At 34.4% G+C, this 21,655-nt stretch carries 25 protein-coding genes and 1 pseudogene; 5 read left to right on the top strand and 21 right to left on the bottom strand.

Annotation, left to right across the window (positions count from 1 at the left end):
- Positions 1-58: 58 nt before the first annotated feature.
- From MHI10_RS07470 to MHI10_RS07460, 3 genes are all read right to left on the bottom strand, one after another.
- Positions 59-349: a hypothetical protein gene (locus tag MHI10_RS07470; protein WP_340784347.1), complete on the bottom strand. Its 291-nt coding sequence runs from the start codon at positions 347-349 to the stop codon at positions 59-61.
- Positions 350-910: 561 nt separating this feature from the next.
- Complete coding sequence (locus MHI10_RS07465) at positions 911-1,714, bottom strand: IS4 family transposase (RefSeq protein ID WP_445683179.1); 804 nt, start codon at positions 1,712-1,714, stop codon at positions 911-913.
- A 484-nt stretch (positions 1,715-2,198) separates the two neighbouring features.
- Positions 2,199-2,735: a hypothetical protein gene (locus MHI10_RS07460; RefSeq protein WP_340784344.1), complete on the bottom strand. Its 537-nt coding sequence runs from the start codon at positions 2,733-2,735 to the stop codon at positions 2,199-2,201.
- Between the two features lie 365 nt (positions 2,736-3,100).
- Between MHI10_RS07460 and MHI10_RS07455 the strand changes: the two genes are divergently transcribed.
- Both MHI10_RS07455 and MHI10_RS21400 read left to right on the top strand, forming a co-directional pair.
- Positions 3,101-3,373: a hypothetical protein gene (locus MHI10_RS07455; protein ID WP_340784343.1), complete on the top strand. Its 273-nt coding sequence runs from the start codon at positions 3,101-3,103 to the stop codon at positions 3,371-3,373.
- A pseudogene (locus MHI10_RS21400) lies at positions 3,328-3,452 on the top strand (ISL3 family transposase); the annotation flags it as partial. The gene MHI10_RS07455 and the pseudogene MHI10_RS21400, both read left to right, overlap by 46 nt.
- Before the next feature lie 335 nt (positions 3,453-3,787).
- Here the strand turns inward: MHI10_RS21400 and MHI10_RS07450 are convergent.
- From MHI10_RS07450 to MHI10_RS07390, 13 genes are all read right to left on the bottom strand, one after another.
- Positions 3,788-4,147, bottom strand: a complete 360-nt coding sequence (locus MHI10_RS07450) for a hypothetical protein (RefSeq protein WP_340784341.1) — start codon at positions 4,145-4,147, stop codon at positions 3,788-3,790.
- A gap of 952 nt (positions 4,148-5,099) precedes the next feature.
- A complete protein-coding gene (locus tag MHI10_RS07445) occupies positions 5,100-5,537 on the bottom strand; it encodes an SMI1/KNR4 family protein (protein WP_340784340.1) in 438 nt (145 codons plus the stop codon).
- A gap of 134 nt (positions 5,538-5,671) precedes the next feature.
- Positions 5,672-6,025: an immunity 51 family protein gene (locus MHI10_RS07440; protein WP_340784338.1), complete on the bottom strand. Its 354-nt coding sequence runs from the start codon at positions 6,023-6,025 to the stop codon at positions 5,672-5,674.
- A gap of 123 nt (positions 6,026-6,148) precedes the next feature.
- A complete protein-coding gene (locus MHI10_RS07435; RefSeq protein WP_340784337.1) occupies positions 6,149-6,496 on the bottom strand; it encodes a hypothetical protein in 348 nt (115 codons plus the stop codon).
- 301 nt (positions 6,497-6,797) lie between these two features.
- Complete coding sequence (locus MHI10_RS07430) at positions 6,798-7,283, bottom strand: Imm26 family immunity protein (protein WP_340784336.1); 486 nt, start codon at positions 7,281-7,283, stop codon at positions 6,798-6,800.
- 423 nt (positions 7,284-7,706) lie between these two features.
- A complete protein-coding gene (locus MHI10_RS07425) occupies positions 7,707-8,015 on the bottom strand; it encodes a hypothetical protein (RefSeq protein ID WP_340784335.1) in 309 nt (102 codons plus the stop codon).
- A 251-nt stretch (positions 8,016-8,266) separates the two neighbouring features.
- The gene (locus MHI10_RS07420) at positions 8,267-8,677 is read right to left on the bottom strand and encodes a hypothetical protein (protein ID WP_340784333.1); all 411 of its coding nucleotides are present in this window, start codon (positions 8,675-8,677) and stop codon (positions 8,267-8,269) included.
- Between the two features lie 225 nt (positions 8,678-8,902).
- Positions 8,903-9,289, bottom strand: a complete 387-nt coding sequence (locus tag MHI10_RS07415) for a hypothetical protein (protein WP_340784331.1) — start codon at positions 9,287-9,289, stop codon at positions 8,903-8,905.
- Positions 9,290-9,710: 421 nt separating this feature from the next.
- On the bottom strand, positions 9,711-10,289 hold the full coding sequence (locus MHI10_RS07410; protein ID WP_340784330.1) for an imm11 family protein: 579 nt from the start codon (positions 10,287-10,289) through the stop codon (positions 9,711-9,713).
- Between the two features lie 169 nt (positions 10,290-10,458).
- On the bottom strand, positions 10,459-11,232 hold the full coding sequence (locus MHI10_RS07405) for a hypothetical protein (protein ID WP_340784329.1): 774 nt from the start codon (positions 11,230-11,232) through the stop codon (positions 10,459-10,461).
- A 640-nt stretch (positions 11,233-11,872) separates the two neighbouring features.
- Entirely contained in the window at positions 11,873-12,133 is a 261-nt protein-coding gene (locus MHI10_RS07400; protein ID WP_340784328.1) for a hypothetical protein, read from the bottom strand.
- Positions 12,134-12,244: 111 nt separating this feature from the next.
- Positions 12,245-12,676, bottom strand: a complete 432-nt coding sequence (locus tag MHI10_RS07395) for a hypothetical protein (RefSeq protein WP_340784327.1) — start codon at positions 12,674-12,676, stop codon at positions 12,245-12,247.
- A gap of 385 nt (positions 12,677-13,061) precedes the next feature.
- Positions 13,062-13,739, bottom strand: a complete 678-nt coding sequence (locus MHI10_RS07390) for an endonuclease V (RefSeq protein ID WP_340784324.1) — start codon at positions 13,737-13,739, stop codon at positions 13,062-13,064.
- Positions 13,740-13,972: 233 nt separating this feature from the next.
- Between MHI10_RS07390 and MHI10_RS07385 the strand changes: the two genes are divergently transcribed.
- Positions 13,973-14,107 (top strand): hypothetical protein, encoded by a 135-nt coding sequence (locus tag MHI10_RS07385; protein ID WP_340784323.1) that lies wholly within the window; start codon positions 13,973-13,975, stop codon positions 14,105-14,107.
- Positions 14,108-14,399: 292 nt separating this feature from the next.
- Here the strand turns inward: MHI10_RS07385 and MHI10_RS07380 are convergent, their stop codons facing one another.
- Both MHI10_RS07380 and MHI10_RS07375 read right to left on the bottom strand, forming a co-directional pair.
- Positions 14,400-14,492, bottom strand: a complete 93-nt coding sequence (locus tag MHI10_RS07380) for a hypothetical protein (protein ID WP_445683214.1) — start codon at positions 14,490-14,492, stop codon at positions 14,400-14,402.
- Between the two features lie 56 nt (positions 14,493-14,548).
- Positions 14,549-14,884 (bottom strand): redox protein, encoded by a 336-nt coding sequence (locus MHI10_RS07375; RefSeq protein ID WP_340784321.1) that lies wholly within the window; start codon positions 14,882-14,884, stop codon positions 14,549-14,551.
- A 252-nt stretch (positions 14,885-15,136) separates the two neighbouring features.
- On the opposite strand from MHI10_RS07375, the gene MHI10_RS07370 reads away from it, so the two are divergent.
- Entirely contained in the window at positions 15,137-16,486 is a 1,350-nt protein-coding gene (locus MHI10_RS07370; protein WP_340784320.1) for an MATE family efflux transporter, read from the top strand.
- A gap of 76 nt (positions 16,487-16,562) precedes the next feature.
- Here MHI10_RS07370 and MHI10_RS07365 read toward each other — a convergent pair whose 3' ends face one another.
- Together MHI10_RS07365 and MHI10_RS07360 are read right to left on the bottom strand one after the other, a co-directional pair.
- The gene (locus tag MHI10_RS07365) at positions 16,563-17,003 is read right to left on the bottom strand and encodes a homoserine dehydrogenase (RefSeq protein WP_340784319.1); all 441 of its coding nucleotides are present in this window, start codon (positions 17,001-17,003) and stop codon (positions 16,563-16,565) included.
- Positions 17,004-17,273: 270 nt separating this feature from the next.
- On the bottom strand, positions 17,274-19,499 hold the full coding sequence (locus MHI10_RS07360) for an S-layer homology domain-containing protein (protein WP_340784317.1): 2,226 nt from the start codon (positions 19,497-19,499) through the stop codon (positions 17,274-17,276).
- Between the two features lie 181 nt (positions 19,500-19,680).
- Between MHI10_RS07360 and MHI10_RS07355 the strand changes: the two genes are divergently transcribed.
- A complete protein-coding gene (locus MHI10_RS07355; RefSeq protein WP_340784315.1) occupies positions 19,681-19,875 on the top strand; it encodes a hypothetical protein in 195 nt (64 codons plus the stop codon).
- A gap of 91 nt (positions 19,876-19,966) precedes the next feature.
- On the opposite strand, the gene MHI10_RS07350 is transcribed toward MHI10_RS07355, so the two are convergent.
- Positions 19,967-21,556 (bottom strand): Na/Pi cotransporter family protein, encoded by a 1,590-nt coding sequence (locus tag MHI10_RS07350; RefSeq protein WP_340784313.1) that lies wholly within the window; start codon positions 21,554-21,556, stop codon positions 19,967-19,969.
- Positions 21,557-21,655 lie beyond the last annotated feature (99 nt).

The raw sequence follows: 21,655 nt of genomic DNA, 5'->3' as shown, positions 1-21,655 counted from the left end.
TTTTCAAATATCTTTAACTGAACAAATGCATGAAACAACGCTTAACCCTAAAGGTTTCTTACAGCTCGTCTGCTCGTCTATTTGATAAATTATCTTCATAGCTTACTTGACTAAATCTTTTTAATTTTGTATTACCTCTTCCTAAAGCATGGTCCTTCATTCGTTCCTTAAAATTGTCCGTAATACCGTGGCAAATTATTTTACTTGTCGCATCTTTAAGCTGATAATAGGTCCATAAGTCAAATGGATTAAGTGAACTATTTGTATCACTATCCCATCTCCATAATAATTGTACTTCCACATGTTCCCATTCTCTTCGACTTTCTGAACGAGATTCCTTCTTCATCATACAACAATTTGGCTTCACTCATTTCGAGTAATCTGCTGCCAGCACCGTAGATACAATCCTTCTTGTCTTTCGTTTCATACAAATTCCCAACATCATCGACACTACCGTATAGGAAATCCAATGGCTTGCCTTGATTGGACCAGACTAGGTTGCTGAATTCATCGCCATAGTAAGTTCGCACAGTTGTGAACTCGTTGACCATACTTTTGATAGATAACACACGCGTTGATTAACCAAACTTATCCAATTTTCACTTGGTATAATCCATGATGAAAATCGAGTATCTCTTTGAGTCCAATCCGCCATTCGATTGGCAGGGTAGCGCAAAGAAGCTGGCGTGTGAAACCAGCGAAAGATAGGCGTTTACAGTTCGTTTTCTTCTGTCCTTCCGTATGTAAAAACTTGAGTAACACATAGGCGATGAGTGCCGCAAAAAGCTGACTAAATACCGCATTTTTGGTCGTGCCAAATAACACAGGCACATTTAAGTTCTGTTTAATCCAGCGAAAAAAAGATTCAATTACCCTCGTTCTTTGTACATGCCGGCGATTTCTTCGGCCGTCACATCACGAAGATTTGTGACAACACGTACAATGGCGCCTTCATAATCGGTAAACTCAACAACACGGTGGCGTTTCTTTGTTTGTTTTGTGACGTACCAAGTGTACACGTAAAATCTGCGACAATGTTCGAGCCTGCAACGGATGTTCTTTTTAATGATTTTTTCCGGTTTAATTGGATATTATCCTTTAAACGAATGACAAAATCCTGTTTCGTTGTTGCATAACAATCTGCCTTATCAATCGAAAAGTAAGCACGGTCTGCGACAAGGACAAAACGCTTATCTTCTAACTTGACGCCAATGGGTCCATCGTTTTTCAAGCCTGTTGTTTCAACCACTTGGAGGGGCATTCCTGTATGATTTGTGAAACTGACGTGCAATTTAATGCCCGAGCGTTCGCCATGGTACAGCGCCCATGGTAAGCGGTTTTTTCCGACTGTAATCGTTGTGGAATCAATAGCCATTAGCTCTTTTTTGAGTTTCAATTTGCGTCTAGCTGCTCGATTTAATCGACTAACAATCAACTCAAAAATTCGTTTGACGATCAGATAATTTAGTTCGCCTAAACGTTTGGAAAGCGTGGAATAATCCACTGATTTCAAGCCCTTCTCTGTCGCCACATCAGCTGCGTAACGTAGGCTTTTCCATTCAAATGTCGCAGCGCCAACTAAATAGTTTAAAAGCGTTGGTACATCACATTTACGAGCCGTATCTTCAAAACTAAATTCAGCGAGAATCCCATCGATTTCTTCCTGAGAAATAAAATTTTGAAGTAACGTGAAAATCGTGGTATTCTTAACCATGAGAGATTCCTCCTCGTAAAAGTTTGTGTGGTAACTTACATTTTACATGGAATCTCTCTTTTTTATTGAATTTTATTGGTAAAAATTAGATAATCAACAAGCGTGGATAGATAATTAATTACGTGCTTCCTCTCTAACACAAAAAAACATAGATAAAGAAGTGTTAAAAGTGCCTTCTTACCTATGTATATATATATCCGCAAGTACCATCTATCTAGTATTACGATGTATAACTAAAATTCTACTTGTAGATATTATTTTTATTCAAAGAACTCTGACCTTCGTACTTCTGATCTTAATACCAAGAAAACATCTCTAATTTTTCCTTTGCATTGTTTGCATTCCGTAGATGAACCATTCAGCTAATTAATCAAAGCTATTGAAGTACCTCACAAACAACGGGAAGAATATATTTATATTTGAGAGGTCTTAATGGGAAATTGGTACAATAATTATTCAGGCAGTAATGTTTATTCCTTTATATTTATATTGCTACCCCAACTTTCTCAAAAGATAAACCTTTAATTTTATTACTTTCAATAAAATCAATAAACTTTTGAGTACTGTAATAATAATTGATTTTAACATCTCTAAAAAGAATTTGATTAGATATTTCGTTTAGATTGAACTTAATGTCTTTATTTCTTAGCATACTAAGAGATTGTTGGGGATCTAAACCATTAAAATCAATAGCAGGAATTACTTTAAGAACATTTATATATATGAAATCCTCCGGTATATTTTTTATTCTTACTGGAAACATTTCAATCTCATTTGAGAGTAATTTCATAAATAGATTTTCAAATTTTTTTTTCATAATTAGAGTAGAACCAAAACAACGTGAATCAAACTCTAAAAGCTCATTTTTTTGTAAATTATCTTTTGATATAGCAAAAATATCTTCTTTCCATTTTAAAGTAATTTTCTGTCCTTTAAAAGTCGAAAAAAGTCCCACGTCTTTTTCATCAATAAAAGTCAAATCAAAGTAATCAAAATCATTCCCAATTTTAAATATATCCATATTAATCCCCCGCTTTGTTTTATTGACTCATCACCATCACTTGGAGTTGCCCTACTAATAATTCTACAATTCCCCAATAATGTATAGAATAAAAGCGAAAACTCATGTATCGTAATTATTGCTAAGACAAACCACGATAAGAGTTTTCGCCCCATACAATTACTTGTCCGATTTCCCAAGGGGCTACAGTTTGTCATGACCGTTCTCTACGACATTTTCGCCACGGTTATACTTGGCGTATCGGGGTTCTTTGAAATGAACTATTTGTACCTCGGCAACGTTGTAAAAATTGTAGATTTACCTTCACATTTGATTATGGATTAGGGCTTGTCCATTCCTCGCCTGAATTCTTTCGTCGTGAAATCATGAAACGTTGTCATGGGCACTCCATTGCGGAAGTCGCACGTGAATATGCACTTCCCTATACAACAGTTGAATGCTGGTTTTATCTGTATGTATTGGATCTGTTAGCTGAAGAACGTACCAAACATGTTTGCTTGGATCAATTCGCTTTACGCAAAGTGTATAACTATACGATATGTACCTTAAACGCTGAAACAGGACGCATTTTAGCGATTGTAGATACAACCATTCACCTTTCTCAAACGGCATTATGGAAGACACAAATAATAAAATAAAACTCATCAAAAGGCGTGGATTTTGCTCCGAATTGATGACCGCCTTTCCCCTCGTTTACGTTTGGAAACAAGTCGTTAAGTGTGTCAACCCCGAAATTTGGAAAAGAGCCCACTTCAAACAATAAAATTTATGATATGTTTTAATCCAACCAACTCTTTAATAACTTTTTAGACAGGATTACCTAATTGACCAAAATTGATATTATAGCTGCTCTCACTTGTAATCTTGTCAATTCGAACTAAACTTTCTGATTAAAAACCTATGCTACTAAATTATCAATGTTTTCATCTATGACTTGTACATCCTTTAACTCGTTTACCACACATTGTAATAAATGATTGGCATCCATAATTTCAATGTCTAATGTTCACAATGCACCTCTTTTGACCGATAGATTTATATAAAAAGCAAATTTAATAACGTAAATTATTACCATACTTCCCTAATTCATCGAAGAGTTCATCAGCATTTTCTTTGATACCTCCTCTAAATTTAGAAGGTATTTTTCTTTCACATCTATTAAACCATTCGTTAAATGTTTCGTTCCATTCTTTTGTTTGGTATTGTTTAATCAATAGGTTTGCATTTACTGGAAATCTCCTTGCGAGTATTAATAAAATTTCAATATGTGTTAGCATTACTTGATAGGGTTTATCCGTACTCTTTAACCATTCATTGCTTTTATTGATTTCTTCAATTGCTAGATTAATGTATCGGGCATTTTCTATTTCCGCTGCATCATTATCTTCAGCTTTAACTCCAAAAATTCTCACTTTCTCATCTCCTACATTGTATTTTTTAGGTTTATCAAACATTTTATCTGCAAAATCTATTAATGGAGCTCCTGAAATTCATCTTTATTTAACCTTTCCTCCTTTCTTATTTAATAAATCAGATTTACTAAGCTGATCTTCAATAGAGTCAGTAAAATCATATTTCCCTCCATTTCCCCCAATTTCTTTCTAATTAAAGCACCTTCTATTGAGCTTGCTTGATCATGCGTAAGATTTCCCGCCGACATTTCTACATTAATGGAAACTCCTTTGTTAGCCGTATGCTCTGCCATCCTTATTAAAGTAGCTCTTCTAATCTATAATAGATAACTTTTTTTGCTTATTAAGTAGCTGATATACTGTTTCTCCACTTAACCCGAATATATCAACCCAATTATTTGTATCATTTGCATATCCATAAAGCGTAGGATTCCCACCCGCAAGTCCAATAGGATCTTACAGAGTATAATTTTCTTGCTCTGGGTCGTAGTATCTGAATCGGTTATAAAACAAACCTATTTCCACATCTTCATACTGCCACTGCCCTTGACAACGGAATGGAATAAAGTCTTGTCCACCTGTAGATGCTTTCACACGCCCGTAAATATCAAGCTCTGCAGACCAAAACCTACTACCTTCTTCATCATAGGCTTCGACAGCGTCCTTAGATAATCACTGCTAAAACTGTAGTTAACTTCACTCGTGATTTTAGCTAATGGGGCGAATCCATCACAAGTGACTAGATTATACCTAATAATTATAAAATCCCATACTAGTTGGTGATGTTCACTAAATACACAACAAAACAACTCATTTTCTAATACAAAAAACACATGTAGGGGGTAGGCTGTTAATACCTCTTACATGTGTTTCGGGTAATTATTAACTGGCTATTTCATTAAGGTATAATGTTATCTGAAATTTAATTTAATTAGTCGGAGTAATTAGTAAATTACCAATCAGCAAAATTCTCCTCGATAAATTTCCCGAAAGACTCAGATAACATCTCTTTATCTGCTGACTCATGATAGTATATTACGACTTCCCCGTTAGCATTTATTGCTATCGGATTACCTGAACCATCATCAGAAAAAATTAAGCTTTCGTTAATTTCAGGAGAAAATTCATCCCCTTCAAATGATTCTCTACACCAATTCGTCAAATTAATAATAGTTTCATTCCCCATGGATGAACCATTAGAAAATGCATGAACTGCTATTCCTGCATAAGAGCCTCCAAATCGCTTAATAAATTCTTTATAATCATCATCTAGCTTTATTTGAAGTTCTTCCTCTGCTTTCGTAATCTCTTTAGGCGTGGCAGGTACTCCTTTTAATTCAGGATGTTTTTCAAGAAAACATTCTATTCTTTTCATTAGTTCTTCTCTCATTTTTCCTTAACTCCTTTTTTTACCCCCGATATCCAACTTGAACATTTATTCGATTTAACAAATACTCAATTAATAATTTTATAAAGCCCTATGACAAGGTATATCTCATACTTCCTCTTCTGAAAATAAAATGTTCAATCCAATTCTGCCCGAGAAAATAAATCCTTACTAGTAGCTCCATCTTCACACATATTTTTAAATGAAATAGCAAATTTCCCTAAGGCTTCTTTATCTGAGGAATATGCACAAAACATACTAGCTTCGGAATCCAAATTGACAATCCCATTTAATTCGGGCATTTTTTCTTTGAGGAAAACAACCGCCAAGGAATTCCAATCATAGCCGCCTCCCTCAAATCCCTCATCAGCTCGCATATCAAAAAGCTCCTGCTTATATTCACCGACATCTAAACATAAGGACGCAGACCCTTCTTCATGGTCTACCCAAATAAACGGAGCGATTTTCTTTTTATCATTAAATAAATCCATCTATTCCACCACCATAAATATTTTTTACAAACGAAGTATCATACCATCACAGAGTACACAATCGCTTACTCATACTTTAAATCACATGATTACCTAGTCTAAGTGACCCAATTTATAGCTTGCTTAATGACCATATCCATTCAATTCATTGAAAAGCTCTACAGCGTTTTCTTTAATTCCATTTCTATATTTTGCGGGGATTTTTTTACCACACCTAATAAACCATTCATCAAACGTATTTTTCCATTCTGAAACCCTATCTTTTTTAATACTTAAGTTTGCGTCTAATTTATACTTTCTAGAAAGCATCAATAAGATATCTATATGGACTAACATAACCTGATATGGCTTCTCAGTTTTCTTCATCCACTCATTGCTTTCTTCAATTTTCTTTATTGCCAAATTAAAATAATGAGTATTTTCTAGCTCTGCAGCTTCATTACCATCAGGTGCTGTACTAAATATTTTCATAATTACCTCCCGTTTCCATCTACATTTCACATTTTTTAGATTTATCATACAGCCAAGTCACTGACTCAAGTTCTAATCGTAACTTTTTCCGTATTATTTTCAAAAAACGCACATCATTCCAGATATACACGTTAAGTACCTATTGTCATGATATGCGTATCTATCGGATATTTTTATCTCAGAGAATATAACGATGATTTAGAGTTCCACAAGAAAACCTTTACTGAATTCAAATTGACTTCAAATCATTTCAAAAAAGTATTTTTTGAGGTTTCGAATATCAACTATCTTTTTCGTATTCTTAATCACCTAACTTCGATTTAACCAACTGCTTAATATGATAATCTCCTAGAATACTAAGACGAGGCAGGTCTCGTGCCTCCTCTTCTGAAATGGAAATTGTATTACCGTATATATCTACTTTTTTACATGATCTCGCAACGCCATAAGTGAAATACACGTTATCTACATTTACTGGCACATAGTTCTCTTCATGTCCGATAATTCTCCACTCCCCCTCTGTTTTCCTATCGAACAATGAGTAAAGATCCAGATTAACAGGGTGAAACATTCTTCCAGATTCCTCTATATTTTCTTTCGAAATAGTCGAATATTCAGATATAAAATTAAATATTTCCACTATGTTCCCAACATCCATTCTCGCAAGGACACGTCCAAAACCATAAATGTTTTCCGCATACTGAAAGCAAAAGATATCTCCTGGCTTAATAAAACGAAGCATTGTTCTTTTTTTCTTTTCCCATCCCCATAATACAAATTCCCCCATTACACTTCATTCCTTTCAATTGACTTGTTCTACTTATGTATATATTTTCAAATTACTTTGCCTATCGAGTTCACATGCTTTACTGATATGATCGAATGAATTTATCTCCTCCCCTTTAAATGGATACTGATTGAGGTTGCGTATGATTGATAATTTCGACAACTCATTTTATACTACGTCGGTCTACTTGTCATATCACACTGCATTTTCTAATTCAGCTACCATCATTTATTTTTCAGTAGCGATTCTGAAAGGCTCTGTGATGTTAATATGCTTGTATCTGTTATGTAACCGTAAATATAAACTGTATCTTTATCGATTCGAAATGGAGTTGATTTATTTATGTTATAATGGTTTATCTCGTGTGAAAATGTTATTGATGTTCAGAATCCCCTTCTTACTATGATTGGTAACTTTGCAAAATCAAATAAACCCATCTTCAGGTTCACCGACATCAAATCCTAAAGTTTTTGTCGCCTCCAATTTAAATCCCTCTATCCAGGAACTCCAATCACTATTACTCATCTGTGCATAAAACGATAATCCACTTGGTTCTACTGAGGCCACAATAAAAACATCATCGCTGTCTTCCCCGAACCAATAGGGAATTCCATTTCTATATCCTATCCAACCTGGCATACGCTCATATATTTGAGTCACTTTATCCCATACCTCATCAGACAGGTCATACCATATATTTAGATTGCATTTTTGAGAGCTTCTATTACTCATTTGTGTCCCTCCTTTAGGCTTAGGGTAATATCAAAACATACACTACTTATACCGATTCCCACATAGAAAATTCCTAATGTAACCTTCTACAATTAAATTTCTTTTACTCGAACCTAAAAATCTAAATACACCCATTTTTCAAAACACTTCTCGAAGCAGGACCTTTACCTCTTTTTCTTTTCGAACTCCTTCTTGGATTGGATCATTTCTTTTTATTTACGCGCCCTTAGAATTTCATTCATAGTCTTGAGTTAGATATTATAAAACCAGTCTTTATTGCTTATCAATATATCAGTTAAATATCGGTAAATTCTCTCTTCACTTTTCCAAATCCATTTATCAATATGATCCATTATGGTTTCATCATTATATTTATTTATCCCCATCGTATACATGGTAAGGATTTCATTTTCCCCTTTTGCTATAAGTCTGCTTATAAGGGTGGCAGCTGAAGAATCATTCACAATTTCATAATATGTCCAAACTCCCGACCTATCGGATTGTGATTGCCAATTCATCATCTCTCTTAATTCAACATACCAATCAGGCAAGGGGCTTTGTTCTCTTAATTCACCAGATGCAATCATAAACAATTCAACCATTGAATGATAATCATTGATGTTGTTAAAGAAGCTATCAATATACGTTTTATTAAATTTCATAATTATATTTCCCCCACAAAAAAGTAAAAAGCCATTAAACTTAAAAACTACTTCTAATATTCAAATACAATTTATTAACAACAGAAGATCCTATAACTCTACGGATTTATCCCTACTCTTCATATATTTTATCTTTGAAAAATCTGGTCTATTAGAAATTTTCGAATTTAGCTTCTTTAAAAATTAGACTCTTTACGAAAATATTCTGCCAACATCATACTATCTTTATTTATCAAGATCTACAGTCCAATCAATCTCTTCATTAAACCAATTACACAATTTTGTTGAACCATTGTCCATTTTCAAAGGGATTTCTCTTGCCCATATTTTAATGTCATTTATGAATATTTCATTCTCAAGCCCGTCAAAACTGTATTTTTCTAACGCAGTGTTTAGGAACTTTAAAAATAGATTCCCCAAATGAAAGCGCTGCTCTAATTTATACATTTTCTCATATTCTTCTACCGTAACTGCAATATCAATTGTCAGGTAGTTATCTTTTTTAGTATATCTAATAAATGATTTTCTTCCATAGGATTCAGGTAAGCATCTAAAAGCTAACCCGATTGAAACATCAACATTACGATATTTTGATTTTATTTTAGAAACCAATGTATTTTTAATTCATTAACTAGCTCAGCAACTCTCGCACCTGCAGTATCTGTAACTATTGAAAAATCCATGCAATCTACTCCCTTATTATTCTTCGCGAACCGTTACATTCTCTGCAATTATTTCACTGGTTCTAGGAATCTTTACAAACCCCTATTGAGGAAAACTCTTATACGCTTTATTTACTATATACACTAGATCAGCCAAAGAACCAGTAGATGGTCTATTATTTTTATATCCATGTTCCTTTAACATCATGAGCTTGTTAATCCCAACATAGGTATGAAAATAATTATTTGCACAAAAGAACATATGTAAAAGGAACTTATAACATTCACTTTACATATGTTTTAATATCTTAATAATAATCTTTTATCATCGTGCGAATAATACAGAATAAGTCACGGTATAACCCTGTATTCTACAAATCGACAAATTCCGGTCGTTGGGTACTCCCCTCTTTAACAAACATTATTCCCTTAACCTTTTCCTCCTTACAGGCTTTTATAAAAATATCATCAACGACGATATTTTCTATACATTCTTTCATTCTCACAATATGATGCCCATTTAGAGAGTTTGGTACATATTTTACAGAAATTAAGTTGATTGGACCATTGGGTAAAGACTTTATTAATGGTCTATATTCCGATTCTTCCATATCTAAACAAGGTACTACATTTAATACATTCATAACAAAAAACGATTCATTGATTTCGCCAGACTCTGCTGAAATTATTACTGCAGGAATGAACTGACAATCTGAACCTAATCGCTCTATTAGCTGTTTTAATTTTAAACTTACTAATTCTCCCTCCATTGTAGGCAAAATATCATACTTTTTTAAATAACTATCAAATTTATCTACTTCATAAAAAAGTTTATCATTCAAAGGATAGACATTACCTTCTTCAAAGTCGAACTCATCAAATGTATTCTTTTCACTATAAGAAAAATAAACATCTCTCCCGTAAACGTTTGACAATCCATAATAACCCATAAATATCACCCTTCACAATGTACTCTAATTCTAACGTGTCTCAATTCTTTCCTTTTCCCATTTATCAAATTCTGCATTGTATCTTGATTCTGTAGAGAGATAAAGACTTGTTATAGGTATAGGTCCTCAAACGAATCCTGCACTCTTTATTTACCAATTTTATTTCTTTTTACAATTCCAAAACACTACATTTTATTTTATAATAAATCAATTCCTCATTTATTATCTTTTCAATCTCACTCCAGTCCCCTCCTGCTAATCCTGACCCTATCTTAGGCATCTGTATCGATAATCTATTTAGCAATGAAAACCTTACGACTTTTCTTAAACATAAACGAAGTGCATCATAATCAATATAAGTTGAATTATCCTTATAATTTTTCCTTACGCCTTTTTGTGCAAGCATATTTGCAATAATAATATTTTTCTGTTGTCCGACACGTACAAATTGAACTTCACCTAATCTAAATGTTGCTTTGTCCTTAGCCCATCTTAAATATTCGCTCTTCGAATAAGGGAATTGCTTTGATAGAGATAGTACAAAACCTTTCCCCCATAATCCTAATATATTAACAACATGAAGAATGATTGTATTATCCTCTAACGGAAAAGAAGCATCACCCTTTAAATAGCTTATTTGAGACTTATTAGCATCATTGAAAATTCCCTTCTGCCACTTACTTTCAAATTCTGTTCTAGTAATCTGTACACTATCACTAAGATCTAAACAATCAATATGCCCGTCGTATAATAAAAAGCCAATATGTTCGTTCCAATCGGTTAACGATGAAGAAACATACATATCGCTATCAATGATGCTTATCTGCCTAGTTGCTATGCCATTTTCAAACTCTGTAAATAATTGTCCATTACCTTTTGCAAAATCAATATTATTACATTTATAATATAATAAGCTATCTTCAATTTTTACATACTGTTCCACAGCTATTCACCAGCCTTTTTGAAATATCCAATTCTGTTACTCCATCAATTAGAGTAGTCCCTAGTTTAAGTTCACGAACATTTAAACCTTTAATAGCCATTTCCGCAAAACGAGGAAGTGTGTGAATTCACATATACATCAATGACAATGGAGGCAGAGCGTTACAGAAGAAAATATTTGTTTCAATTTATGTAGTTAGAAATTAACAAGTATCTACATTCAAAGGGCAATAACCCCTATTAACGGATTCATCGCCCTTTCTAAATTTATTTCTCCAATTCAATTGAATAACCAATAGCACTCGTTGCAATTATATGCGTTACATTTATGCTATATTTAAATATCATCATACAACTTTCGAAGTTCATCAATATCATCCCCTTCCTCAATAGCTAGCCAAATATCCTGCAAATATCCATTTAACTTAATTCAGCAGAAGTCCCCTACTTCTATAAGTGGGGGATGAATGCCAAAAAGGCAATTCTATTCAGTGGGGGTTCAAACCCCGGCTGAATCAAGTTAAGCCCCGGCGGATGCCACAGATTTTTAAGGGAAGTTTTTCGAGCGAGCTCGAAAAAATCTGGACGCAATTACGCCGAAGCGTAATTGATTTTCTTTGTGCTTTTCTCGAATTTGAGTTCTAAATTTTCAGTTTGATTCTCCAAGTAATAAACACCATCCAACCACCCAAAACATTGGAAATTGAATTGTGGATAAGATTAGAAAACAGTCTTTTTTGATTTTCGTTTAGAGATTGATAAAAGCGAACATCTTCAGAAAGCATGTCTGTATTATCTGAAGTAGGAGTATTTAAAGTTCCTGCGTAACTAGAAATATGTTCTAAATATATATCACTTTTAATATCTAATACTAAATCAACTGGATTTAGTTTTTTCTGCATTTTACAAACGCCTCCTCCTACATGTCTTTATTCATTTTTAAAAATTCTCGTAATCTATAATTAGGAATAGCAAATCATTTGGTTTTACCTGCTCTTAATTTGCTAATCAACTCAGATCATTTGTTCTAGTCTTCCATCAACTAAGAGTAATTTTCCATGTGGAATTTTTCCTGCACTATATTCTTTCCATAGCCCATTTAACCAACTATTATTATAATTACATAGTACTGCCTCCAATAATAATGCAATGTCATCTGATAAATACGCTGCAAGGTCGGATGACTGTGAGTGCTCTAATATAGCTTTAAAAGTTCTTTCCCTTAAACTTTCAATTTTTTGTGTGTAATAAATATCGACTGTACTATTCCCCAAAACTCCCCTTACTTCACCGTATACTTCCATCCACTTATTTGAAAACGCATCACTGTCTCTACTATCAAGTAGAGCATCGCATTCTTCTTGTGAAACATTTTTAATAATCTCAATCATTTTTTCCCTGCAAAAAAGATCAATATTCTCGAAAATTTTTTTATTTATTTCCATAACAACTACTCCTCGTTTATTAGTAGTAAGAGCTCTTTCCGCTAGTAATTCCAGTTAATCCCGACAGCTTCGAGATCTGTTAAATTTCCTATAGGAGATGGTCATCATTTGGCTCCCGCACCTTTTTTATATTATATTTCACCTGCTTGCCCCCTACTTTACCGAGGTGGCCAAAAGGAAAAATCATCAATTATCTACTTTCATAAATAAAAACTATCTTACAAGTGCTAATATATTAATTTAAAAGCTTAAAAAACGGGCATTAAGCCACAGATTAATATAGTTGGCATATTGCATACTTTAGCAATCTATATTTACATGTTTTTACCATTATTAATTTTACTTCTATTTCAAAAACTAATAATATATAAATGCTAAAATGAATCTATGGATTATATTTTCTTCTACTTTCATGAGTAGCTAAATCAGCATAACGGGTCGTAATTGGTAATCGGCTATTTTTTTCTATAAAATGTAGCGTTATTTTTATTGAAGTCTCCAAATCAATCCAATTACCACAAGAAATAAAGATGGGCTTTACATCCTTTCTCGTTCTCATTACTGCCCCATATACTTCTCCGTCAATCTCAATATAAGTAAAATCTCCTATTTCATTTTTAGGCATTTGAAAATCGGTATCTTTAATCTTCAAATAACTTTTTGCAACACCTATTGTAGGTTTCTTCAAATAAAAAGAAGCATGTGTTGCAATTCCCATATGCCTATAATGGAGATAGCCATTCCCATCAAACATATAAAGATCTGGTTCACTTTGTAGCTTTTTCACTGCTTCTATTACTAGTGGAAGTTCCCTAAAAGCCAAATATCCTGAAATATATGGTACATCTATTTGTCCCCGATATTCTACTTCTTCTATAATTTGTTTTGTATTAAAATCTAATACGACAATACAACAAACCCCATAATCTAACTCCGCCTCTGTCCAATATGCAATATCAATTCCAGCTACCAAATGAATATCTGCTAACTGAAAATTATTTTTTAATGAAATCTTAGAAATCCATTTTTCTTGTTCTTTTTTAAACAATTCTTCATTATTCATCCGTTTTTCCACCATACGTAAGAGAAGATTCTAGGGATCTGCCCACTTCTTCTAATACGTTACCCTCTATTATTTTTTAAACTCACTAACCTACCTAAAACTCTATATTCAATTAATTTTAAAACATCCCACGTCTGTTGATTAAATAAATTTCCCCATTAAAATCTAAAAAAAAGAGAGATTCCATGTAAAATGTAAGTTACTACACAAACTTTTACGAGGAGGAATCTCTCATGGCTAAGAATACCACGATTTTCACGTTACTTAAAAACTTTGTTTCACAGGAAGAAATTGATGGGATTCTCGCTAAATTTGGTTTTGAAAATACGGCTCTTAAATGTGATGTACCAACGCTTTTAACTATTTAGTTGGCGCTGCGACATTTGAATGGAAAAGCTTACGTTATGCTTCTGATGTGGCGACAGAGAAAGGCTTGAAATCAGTGGATTATTCCACATTTTCCAAACGTTTAGGCGAACTAAATTATCTTATCGTCAAACAAATTTCCGAGCTAATTGTTAGCCGACTAAAACGAGCAGCGAGGCGAAAACTCCGACTAAAAAAGAATTACTAGCGATAGATTCTACAACCATTAAGGTCGGAAAAATCGTTAAAAAGAGTACGTGTATTAACGGATAATGTTGTCGAGCCCGTTTCAAATTAAACATATGTACCTTGTTCCATTTTAATCGGTAACGCTAAAATATCTCGATAAAAATGGATCGTTTTTTCAAAATCATTTACATAAAGAATGACATATTTTAAATAATTGTATCACGATTCCCTTTAAATGTATTTCTTCTGGGAAATTAACTATTCAGCAACCAATCCATTACAAATTGGAATCCTTTAAATGCAAAATACATGGCGACAATCACGAGTAGGATAACTGTTAAGCAAGAAAACAGCCCTGAAAACATGATGAATTTTACATTCGGTCCTTTTCGCTTTCCCCATTCCATCTTATCTTCACTTGTTACAGTATTGATTGTTTCGCAATGTGGACATTTTTCCATATATGTACGACTTTGATGCTTTTTTCCATCTATAATTTGAAGGGCTGTAGAAAATTGCGCTTGATTAAAATCAATCGACATTTCCTCGCCACAATTTTTACATAAAACTTTTACTTTCTTAGCTTCCATCCATGACACTCCTTTATATACGTTCTATTATATCATGTGAAATTTCAAAAAATCCTGCTGGAAGTAGCCGGTTCTCTTCCAATAAACATCCGCATAGGATAATTTTAAAACTGCAAAATGTTCTTCAATTATCTTGATTTTCTCTAATAATCTTTCGCAAATCAAAGTAATTAATTATACGGACTATCCGACTTTCGAAATTTATGTTACGATTCATTTTATTTTATGAAATAATACGAAAGAGTGAAATTAATGGCAAAATCAACAAATGATTTAAGTTTATTTAAACTAACATGGCCACTATTTTTAGAATTATTTTTATTTATGTTGATGGGTCTCGCGGATACATTTATGCTAAGCGCAGTGTCGGATGATGCGGTTGCAGGTGTTGGTACGGCCAATCAATATATCCAAATCGCGATTTTATTACTAGGGGTTATTGGAACAGGCGCTTCTATTGTCGTTTCTCAATATTTAGGCTCCAGGTTAATTGGGGAAGCTTCGAAAATCGCTGCCCTTTCCGTAACATTAAATTTAATGATTGGATTTGTTTTAAGTGGTATTTTTCTTTTACTGTCCGATCAAATTATGAAAATGATGAATTTACAAGGTGCTGTGCTTGAATTTGCGCAAAGCTATTTAGCCATTGTAGGTGGATTTATTTTTGTGCAAGCACTCATCACTTCACTTGCGTCCGTTATTCGAGTGCAAGGTTGGACGAAGCAAACAATGTATGTTTCGCTCGGTATGAATATCGTCCACGTCATTTTGAACTATATTTTAATTTTCGGTAAGTTTGGTGCACCTGCATTAGGTGTAGAGGGTGCTGCGATTTCCTCTGTCATTAGCCGGATGCTCGCTGCCATCGTATTTTTCTGGCTACTCTATCAAGCGTTGGAAGTTCGTATTAAAATTCAAGATTATTATACGTTCACAAAAGAATATATTACAAAAATTTTAAAAATCGGTATTCCTTCAGCACTTGAACAAGTTCTTTATCAAACAAGCCAAATTGTTCTGCTCTATTACGTAACGTATATCGGGGCTGAAGCATTGTCTGCACGGCAATACGCGGTCAATATTTCGATGTTCACCTACCTATTCGCGATGGCAATTGGTATGGGTACGGCTATATTAATCGGACGTTACGTTGGAGCTGGAGAAAAGGAACGTGCGTATCAAAGTGTTTGGTTTAGCGTGAAATCCGCGCTTACTTTTACACTGATTATGGTCGCACTTGTCACTCTTTTCCGCGAACAGTTAATCGGTTTATTTACGGATAATGAGGAAATTATTCAAATTGGTGCAAGCGTGCTTTTATTAAGCATTTTACTGGAAACTGGACGGACGATCAACATTACGATTATCAATTCTTTACGTGCCGCGGGGGATGCTACCTATCCGGTTAGAATCGGTATTGTTTCGATGATTTTTATCGGTCTGTCGCTCGGCTATCTTTTCGTCTTTGTATTCGATTTAGGTTTAGTCGGTGTTTGGCTGGCTATTACTTGTGACGAATGGATACGCGCAATATTAGTTATTTTTCGTTGGAAAAGTCGCAAATGGGAACGCTATGCCATTGTACCTTCAACAAAAGGTTAAAAACTCGAGTCCCTTTCTTACTCAAGAAAAGCAAAAACCACAATTCACTGAAAATGCTTCAGTGAATTGTGGTTTTTTAATTTGTTTCTTCTTTTGTTTCTTCTTTTGTTTCTTCTGGCTGTGCTTGTACTTCTTCTTCAGCCGCGGCTTCTTCTGTTGCAGCTAAAGCCGCTTCTTCTGCTGCTAGTTTAGCTGCCTCTGCTGCTTCAAGTGCTGCCTTTTTAGCCGCTTCTTCTAAAGGTTTGTTAATAATATCTAGGCACCATAAAAATTCTTCCCATGCCATGTTGAAGCCTTTATAAAATTCCTCTGAGTCGTCCCATTTTACTAAGTAAGTAAGACCTTCTTCTGTTTTTACTAAAAATAGTAATAAATCGGCTCCTGCACGATCGCTTACTAATTTAATTTTGCCAGTTTCATCGAAGCGTTCTTCGATATTGTCCTTTTCTGTAAACGCACGACTTTGAGCAATTTCAAATAATGTATTACTATGAATACGATATTTATTCTTTTGCATCTTTTTCCCAACTTCCATCAATAATTAAGTACCTTATATATATTACAACGTTTTCCGAAATTTATCGCCATTTTTTTCGTAATGAGCACTTATTATTATTTTATCATAAAAAGATGCGCATTAACTACAATTAAATGCGTTTTATAGAACGTGCATTCGTAAATTGTGCGTTTTTTTTCATATTTGAAAGAAAAAATCCCGTAAAGTTTAGTCCTAACTTTACGGGACATTGGATTTTTAACGAGAATGCTTATAGTTATTTCTTATTTTTTAGTAATACATACCCGATTGTCGTTTATCCGCAATCTCATAAGCCAATTGAATAATAGAAACAGCTAAATCCGCATATGTGACTTCGTGTGTTGGATTAAAATTGGATTGCTCTAATTTTTGTAGTCCCATCGCTTGTGATAATGCCACATAGCCTTTATATTGCTCAGAAATTTTTTCTTTATCCGCATAGCTTACATTATATATACCACTATGTTTCGCAGCTTGTTCGAGCCCTAATGTACGAATAAACCATACAGCTAATTCTTCACGTGTCATCTTCTCATCAGGATTAAACGTCTCTTGTCCTGGTTTTAAAATCCCATTTGCCGATGCACTTTCAACAACTTGATAAAGCGGGTGCTTTGGATCAATATTATCAAATGATGTTGGCTTTTCAGATGTTTGATTGTAGTCATCATAATAGAAATACGTCAATGATTTAAGAATTGTCTTTAATGCTTGCCCTTTTGTAATCGCTATATCCGCATTAAATTGACTTGCATCCTTCACTTCAATAGCTCCTGCTTGAATTAAATAATTCAATTCTTTTTCTGCTGTTGGATGGGTAACAGTTGGTTTATCTTGTCCGCCATTAATAAAACCATTAACGATTTGACCCGTTTGTGCATCAATATGGTAATATTCTTGACCTTTCACTGTTGGAATATAAACTAATTTATATGCCTCATCTGGATTAGAACTACTCGCTCTTGTATAAACTAACTTGGCAGACAATGCCTCTTTGAATGTTGCGATTGCCTTTGTTTTCTCAATTGCTGAAGCTGCATCTGGCCACTCGTCAATTTGATATGCTGAGCGATTATACGTTTTGAGTTGGCCATCATCTCCAACCATTACAGCTAAGTTATCACCATTTACAATTAATCCATTTTTGATTTTAGGGAAAGTAACATAATGCGTCCCTAATTGTTCGTCATAAATCGGGTCAATAGTTGGCTGAGAGTATTCATGTAATGTAGAAGGTGCCAATTGTTTAACAGCTTCCAATGCGATATTTAATACTTTATCTTTCGCTAATTTTGGTAGTTTGGGCTGTTCATCATCTGAATAACGACTAGAGAATGCTGAAAAGTCAGAGTAATTTATTAGCTCTCCAGTATTTTTATTAAAGTCAATCGACGAACCATAGCTTGTATTCCCTTCTTGATATAAATACATAATGCTAATAATTCCTTGGCCATTTTGCTCATTTTCATAAGCAGAATCCAGCGTTAATTTTCCTTTTCCTACATTTTTATTCACCAAACTATTTGCAATCTCTTTCGCTTGTTCTACGGTGATTGAACTCATCGGCTTTAACGGCGCCGTTGCTAACCTTTCCAGCTTAGCTTGTGTCGGTACAGTTTCAGATAGCCCTGACAATGTATACCATTTATTCGAAGTCGCATGTAGACCGATCATTGTAGTTACTGGTTGATACACAAGCTGCATATATGGCTCTCCTGAATTAAAATTATAATTAATTTGATATTGTAACTCTAATTGAATATTTTCTTTAAGTTTATTGATGGCTTCTTGTGAAGAAATCATCGCTGCCTTATCCTCAAAAGCTAAACGCTTATTTCCATTGACCATTTGATAAAAATTTTGAATTTGACCGTCACCTAGAACGCTCACCATCACGGAATCATCTTGAATTGGAATCCCATTTTCAGTACGAACAAATGAATAATTATACGTAATTGGATCTGTTAAAACGCGGCTTGAATAATAACTTGGTACATCATTTACGATGACATAGTCATTCCCCTTCGCAATTTTTTTCATAAACGTTTCCGCAACTTTTTGCGCTTCTACGCTCGTCACTTTTCCAGGGAACATCGCGTCCTTCAGACTTCCAGGCTGAAAATAATAACTTTCTAAATCTAAATTCCCTCCTGCAAATGTGACACTTCCCGATGTTGATTTTTTATCCACCTTTTTATTGAACATTAACTCATAGCGCGTCACATCATCTCCAATATAATGATGACTCATGCTATTCATTTGGAAATCACTGTCTTTAAACGAACTAAATGTTTCTGGAAGTAACTCTTTTAATTTTTTTATTAATTGCTCTTTTGAAACATCATTTTCATTTAATGCAACTAAAATCGGAACTCTTTCCTCCTGTTGTTGCACTGCAGTTGAAGCCTCTGCTGTTGGTACTAATAATCCTAATGCTAAAATCGACGAGCCTACTGCTACAGACCATTTTTTCATACTAAATCATCCTCCGATCCTCTTATTATAAGACGAGTTTAATTAAGTTAAAGTTTCAAATATTTAGTGAATTTTAAAAATGAATACTTTCACCTACTAACTATTAATGTGATGTATTGAACACGCAGTATTATTGTATTCATATTCACCTCGTGGTAGAATTTTTCCAGAGGTGAAATAATTGAGCATCGTAACAGCAGGGTTTTTAATATCCTTTTCAGGAATTGTCGTAGTTTGTTTAGGGCTATTTGATGTCCTTCCAGAAGCCGGTAAAACATTAAATTATGTTTTCGTTGGCATTGGTTGGGTATTTATCCTTATTGGAATTGTCGTTCGAATTATAGGCATGAAAATTGAAAAAAAACATACTCGGTAATCTCCTTAATAAAATAAAAACAGATGAATTTGGCAATGTCGAATTCACCTGTTTTAGTTTTATGAAATTCGTGAAAATTATAGTGCTACCTTTATGATTTATGATGTGTTGCGTCTTCGTTAATGGATTGAAACTCAGCCATTCGTGCAGTCGCTCGCCAATAATGATACACGAGACGGTCAATCCATAATAATGCCTCCACTTTGGAAACAGCTAAATCTAGCTGCGTTTCATTGGCTACAGAACGTTCAAAGTATTGATTGCGTTTATTTCGACGCTCTTGTGCCATTTCTTGAGAAGTTTGCTCTAATATTAATGAAATATCGAGCAGTTTTTCATCTTGTGAAATTTTATCTTCAATCGTTGTTAAAATTGTCTGCCACTGCTGCATCATTTTTTCTTGTAAATAAATCGCTTCTACTTTTTGCTGTTCTCGTAACACTTTAATTAATCGAGTTAAGTGATCTAACGTATGTAAAATCGAAATAAGCTTTAATCGTTCACGCTTCGATGTTACGAGAATCCCATCTAAAAACGACCGCGTAATATCAATTGCCTCTTCCACTTCTAACATTTTCTTTTCGTATTCAATCGTCACCTTTTTCATCGTAATTAACTGTTGCAATGCTTTCGTCAACTCAATCATAATCTCTCGTAACGTTTTAAAAGAGACATCAATCGCAACAGAAGGCATCGTAACCAAACTGGCATCTAAATTTCGTGTCAGTGCATTTTCGCGTTCTGGTACAATTTTCATTAGTAAATTGGCGAATGGTTGCATCAGCGGTATAAAAATACACGCCCCTACCAAACTAAATAATGTATGGAAAATCGCTAATCCTAATGTTTGTTCAAATTCCCCTGCAATTAAAATTGTAAACCATTTCGTCGCCTGTAAAAAATACGGGAAAACAATCGTAACAATAACGGCCGTAATAATATTGAATAATAAATGCGTCATAGCCGTCCGTTTTGCTGAAACAGAAGCCCCTATCGCCGCAAATAATGCCGTTGCCGTTGTTCCAATATTTTGTCCGATAACTAAATACGCCGCCTGTTCAAAGTCTATCGCTCCTGCAAACAACGCCGCCAACGTTGCCGCCATTGCCGCACTGGAAGCTTGCATAATGACCGTCATCACAATTCCGATGACGATTAGTAAAAATATAGATACAAAAGAATCTGCCGGAATCGCATCAAATGAAATCAAATCTTGTGCGGCGCCCATCCCTTGTTGCAGCATATCAATCCCTAAAAATAAAAGGCCAAATCCAGCGAGGACCCCACCGAATTTTTTCACATCATTCGGTGCGATTAGTGACATGAATACACCGACACCAATGATTGGCAATGCCATCGATTGCAAGCTAATTTTAAAGCCGATTAATGAAATAATCCAACCTGTGCTTGTACTCCCAATATTTGCCCCGATTATCACACCTATGGATTGCATAAAAGTAAGTAAACCCGCACTTACAAAACCAATAGTTAAAAGCGTTGTCGCTGTCGAGGATTGCACGAGCATAGTCATGACTGCACCTGAAATAACGGCACTGATGCGACCTTTTGTAAATGTATTGAGCCAACGCTTTAATGCATCTCCAGCAATTTCCTTTAAGCCATTCGTCAACATGGTCATCCCTAATAAAAAGAGACCAATTCCCCCAAAAATCGTAAGCACTTTATCACCACCAATTTGTATTGATCACCAAATACTCATTATAACATTAATAAAAATAAATTTTAGCAATAATTTTACAATTCAATTGTATATAGCGGG

This window comes from Solibacillus sp. FSL K6-1523 (genome assembly GCF_038005225.1).
Classification (GTDB): Bacteria; Bacillota; Bacilli; order Bacillales_A; family Planococcaceae; genus Solibacillus.
This window is presented reverse-complemented; position numbering and strand designations above follow the sequence as displayed.